Source organism: uncultured Cetobacterium sp. (assembly GCF_947039425.1).
In the GTDB taxonomy this organism is placed as follows: domain Bacteria; phylum Fusobacteriota; class Fusobacteriia; order Fusobacteriales; family Fusobacteriaceae; genus Cetobacterium_A.
Window position 1 is genome coordinate 1 of record NZ_CAMQYW010000188.1, and the last position, 3901, is coordinate 3901.

General features: G+C 24.8%; 6 protein-coding genes. 1 reads left to right on the top strand and 5 read right to left on the bottom strand.

All coding sequences use genetic code 11. The features are described from left to right. The coding region (locus Q0V09_RS08800) for a hypothetical protein (protein ID WP_297488632.1) at positions 1–1034 on the bottom strand (1034 nt) is incomplete at its 3' end. A 639-nt stretch (positions 1035–1673) separates the two neighbouring features. Between Q0V09_RS08800 and Q0V09_RS08805 the strand changes: the two genes are divergently transcribed. After that, the gene (locus Q0V09_RS08805) at positions 1674–1874 is read left to right on the top strand and encodes a cold-shock protein (RefSeq protein WP_297488635.1); all 201 of its coding nucleotides are present in this window, start codon (positions 1674–1676) and stop codon (positions 1872–1874) included. 483 nt (positions 1875–2357) lie between these two features. On the opposite strand, the gene Q0V09_RS08810 is transcribed toward Q0V09_RS08805, so the two are convergent. The 4 genes from Q0V09_RS08810 to Q0V09_RS08825 form a co-directional block, all read right to left on the bottom strand. Beyond that, positions 2358–2762 carry a PhnA protein gene (locus Q0V09_RS08810; protein ID WP_297488638.1) on the bottom strand — a complete coding sequence of 135 codons (405 nt, stop codon included), beginning with the start codon at positions 2760–2762 and terminating at the stop codon, positions 2358–2360. Between the two features lie 50 nt (positions 2763–2812). Further along, positions 2813–3058, bottom strand: coding sequence for a gamma-glutamyl-gamma-aminobutyrate hydrolase family protein (locus Q0V09_RS08815; protein WP_297488641.1), 246 nt, complete (start codon positions 3056–3058; stop codon positions 2813–2815). A 13-nt stretch (positions 3059–3071) separates the two neighbouring features. Further along, positions 3072–3446 (bottom strand): gamma-glutamyl-gamma-aminobutyrate hydrolase family protein, encoded by a 375-nt coding sequence (locus tag Q0V09_RS08820; protein ID WP_297488645.1) that lies wholly within the window; start codon positions 3444–3446, stop codon positions 3072–3074. 109 nt (positions 3447–3555) lie between these two features. Beyond that, a complete protein-coding gene (locus Q0V09_RS08825; protein WP_297488649.1) occupies positions 3556–3750 on the bottom strand; it encodes a hypothetical protein in 195 nt (64 codons plus the stop codon). Positions 3751–3901 lie beyond the last annotated feature (151 nt).

A 3901-nucleotide genomic window follows, 5' to 3' on the forward strand; every position in this document is an offset into this window, starting at 1 on the left:
AAAAGAGTATTAACTGTTCCACTTAATACAGGAAGGGATGTTTGAATTTTTCTCCAATCATTTCTATCTTCATAAAATCTATTTAATTTTTCATCATTGGAACTTTCTGGAAAATTTATTTCTATTTCAGAATTTTCCCAAGTTGATTCTTTTATAAAATTAAAATTAGAAATTAACTCTTTATTTACTAACTCTTCAAATGCCTTTTCAAGAGTTTTTATTGTTATAGAAAGAGTTCTTTTAACATATTTTAAAGGAATTCTTTTAATTAAATATATTGTATCTATTTTTAAATATAATCTATCAAATCTTAATTTTTCAATAAGCATATATATTGTTCTAGCTGTACTTGAATCTATATTTAAGAGAGTATTTCCATTATATACTAAATATCCTTTTTCAATAATATTTTTATAGAAATGGTCTGAAATATTAATTTCATAAATTTCTTTTATTCTTTTATCCAATATAATATCTCTATATTTTTTATTTTCTTTTAAAGAAAGAGTTATAACCTTCATAGAGAACATAGTTGTTATTATTTCCTCACCAAATACACCTTTTAAACTACTTGAATACAGAGTATTCTTAAAAGCATAATTTGTTGTAGCTAATCTAATTAGAGAGTTTTTTATAATTGAACTATAAGCTTTAGTATTCATCTTTAATTTATTTTTTAAATCAGAAAGAGTGACCATAAATTTTTGAGGCATCCCTCTTTCTTTCATAATTTGCATTAAGGCTATAAAAATCTTCTCTTCTCCTTCACCAGGAATATAATCTCCAGCACTAGGAGTCACTTTAATATATGTATCACGATTTCTATTAAAGAAATATGTGACAACTTGATTTACTTTTTTCTTAGTATTTTTAGAAAAAATTGGAGATTGAATCAAATTCATATCCATTCTAATTAACTCTTTATTTTTTATAAAATTTTCATCAACAAAGATATTTTCCTCTATATATTCTGTTGGAGGAGTATCAATAATTTCATCTTCAAACCAACTGTTATTTTCTATTTTTTTTAACACTATACTCCTCCCAAATAAAAGTTTATATTATGCAAATTAGTTAGGGGTAAAAAACTTTTTTTATCTAAAACTAACCCTAGTTAATTTGTATTTTTATATAATATCTGCTTTTTCTTAAAAAATCAACAACTTTTTTAAGAAAAACTAACCCTAGTTAATTTGTATTGGCAAAACTAACCCTAATATGTTTGTATTTTATAAAGTAACCCTAGTTAATTTAGCAGATAGCCCTAGTTAATTTGTAAAGTAACCCTAGTTAATTTGCATCTAATTTTTGCTATATAAACCCAATAAAATCAAGGGCTAAAATGGTGTTTTTTGTCGTTTTTTTTTGTACATAACAATATAAACAATATAACAACTATATACAATGTATCAATAATAATAAACTTTAAATATTTCCCCATTTTCATATAATAAATTATAAATATTAATCAAGTTTCATTTAAAATTATAAAAAGCTTTACAAATGTTTTTAAATAGTATATACTTAATCATAAGTAGTTAGTTATATGAGTTTTAATTTCAGATTGTAATAAACAGGTATATTTTAGGAAGTATCTTAGAAAACCTTCTTATTTTGAGAAAAAATTAAAAATTTGTAAAATTATTGCAAATTAAAATAATGGAGGTATCTATATGAAAGGTACAGTAAAATGGTTTAATGATGATAAAGGGTTTGGTTTTATAACAGCTGAAGATGGGAAAGATGTTTTTGCACACTTCTCTCAAATTCAAACAGAAGGATTTAAGAAATTAACAGAAGGAGACAATGTTACTTTTGATATTACTCAAGGTGATAAAGGTCCTCAAGCTTCAAATATCGTAACAGTTAGATAATTAATTTAGTCAAAGCATAATTGCTTTGACTTTTTTTTATTATCTTGTTCTCCTGTAAATACAGCCCATGTATAAAGTGATATTCCGTAGATGTCTTTCTCTCCATCAATCATTTCATTTACATTTTTCTTTTTTAAGTTTTCTATTTGCTCATTTATTCTTTCCCTATAATTTTTTAAATATAAAGTTTGCATTTTATATTAAATAGGTGTATAACAAAGAAATCTAGAGTCAACAAAATTTAATATTAAATATAAAAAGTGGGTGAATTTTTATGAATAGAAATAGATTATTTCTTATATTATTTATTTTAGGAGCATTTTTATTTATCTACCTATCATATTATTTTAATACCTCTATTTCTGAGACTGAAAGTGCTGATTCAATAAAACAAGCACTTAGTCTATAATTTTTTATAAAAACAAAAAGAGCAAGAAGTTCAAATACTTCTTGCTCTTTTTCTGTTATATTCCTTAAAAAACTTTAAAATAAATTTATGTTCTTTATTATCTCCTCTGTTTCTTCATCAATATAAAGATCTTCTATAACTTGTTCAGCCCAAGAGTACTTTTTAGCCATCTCTCTAAGCAAAACAATAGAAAATCCTTTAACCATTGGAACTTCACTCCAAATGGAATTAGTTAAAAATCTAAAATCATTCTCTTTAGCTTTTTTTATTCTATCAATTTTATCTCTACACTCATCACAGATAAAAATACATCTTTCTATTTCTGGATCTCCTTTTACAGGTGGTACTTCATAAACACTTAAACTTACTCCAGTAGCCTCACAAAGCTCACATTTTGATTTAGCACGTCTTGTTAGCTCTCTACCAAAACTATTCACCTTATTTTTTCTTTCAATATGTTCGTCATAACCTTTTGCCATTTCTTTTCTCCTTTTATAAATTTATGTATCTATTTTTTTAATACTTTTATTTAATATTTAGCTTTCTCAATAAATAGATCAAATACTTTTTTCATATTCTTATTTCCTCTTGCTATCATCATTTCAGGATGCCATTGAACTCCCATATAAAAACAGTTTTCTTTAGATTCAATAGCTTCAATTATCCCATCAGAAGTTTCTCCTGTAATTTCAAATCCTTTTCCTAAATCCTTAATACTTTGATGATGAAAAGAGTTTGTCATAATAGACGGTCCAAATACCTTGCTATCGGGCATAGAAGCTTATTTTTCACTTAAAAAAAACATTTAAAATTTGCATTCCTCTACATACTCCTAATATTGGTTTATTTGTTTTAGTAAAATATTTAAGTAAAAGAAGTTCGTAGGTATCACGTTCTGGAGAAATTATACCATTTTTTTCTTGAAAATCCTCTCCATATAAAAGAGGATTAAGATCAGCTCCTCCAGAAAGAATTAGTCCATCAAGAAGTTCAATATGTGATTTTATTATATCTTCATTATCAGTAACGGGGAGAATAATAGGAATACCTCCACTTGAAATAATAGCTTTTGAATAGTCAATACTTACAGTTGATCTATAGTAGTTTCTAAGTCCCTCTTCTTTTTCATGAGCAGAGGTAATTCCAATAATTGGTTTTTTCATATGCTCTCTCCCTAATTCTTTATTTAACATTTTTCAGATCTTTTTATCTATTTATAAATTTTATATAATGAAATATATTATATAATTTATTTTACTATAATTCAAATTATTATAATTTATTTATAATTCTATAAGAAGAAGGAATTTTAGTAGACATAATAACAACAACTGTTTCTGAAAAAAATATAATTTGAACCATTGATACAACAGCAGTTAAAAGAGATACAACTTTAGGTAAAACAAAATAACCATCATCTAGACTTGCACATATTTCTTTTCCTAGATTAATTAAGACTAAGTGCATAGAAAAGTAATCCTAAAAAGTTAACTCAAAGCCAGATAAATGAGAGAATAGCATCCTCTCTTTAGGCTAATCTTTATAAAGTTGACTTTTTTAATAATTTTCTTTCAATTCTTTTATTAATTAATGTTATATATTCATAATGAGGCATATT

Coding starts and splice junctions, on each gene's coding strand:
- Q0V09_RS08805 (WP_297488635.1), top strand. CDS start 1,674: ATGAAAGGTACAGTAAAATGGTTTAATGATGATAAAGGGTTTGGTTTT.
- Q0V09_RS08815 (WP_297488641.1), bottom strand. CDS start 3,058: ATGCCCGATAGCAAGGTATTTGGACCGTCTATTATGACAAACTCTTTT.
- Q0V09_RS08820 (WP_297488645.1), bottom strand. CDS start 3,446: ATGAAAAAACCAATTATTGGAATTACCTCTGCTCATGAAAAAGAAGAG.
- Q0V09_RS08825 (WP_297488649.1), bottom strand. CDS start 3,750: ATGCACTTAGTCTTAATTAATCTAGGAAAAGAAATATGTGCAAGTCTA.
- Q0V09_RS08810 (WP_297488638.1), bottom strand. CDS start 2,762: ATGGCAAAAGGTTATGACGAACATATTGAAAGAAAAAATAAGGTGAAT.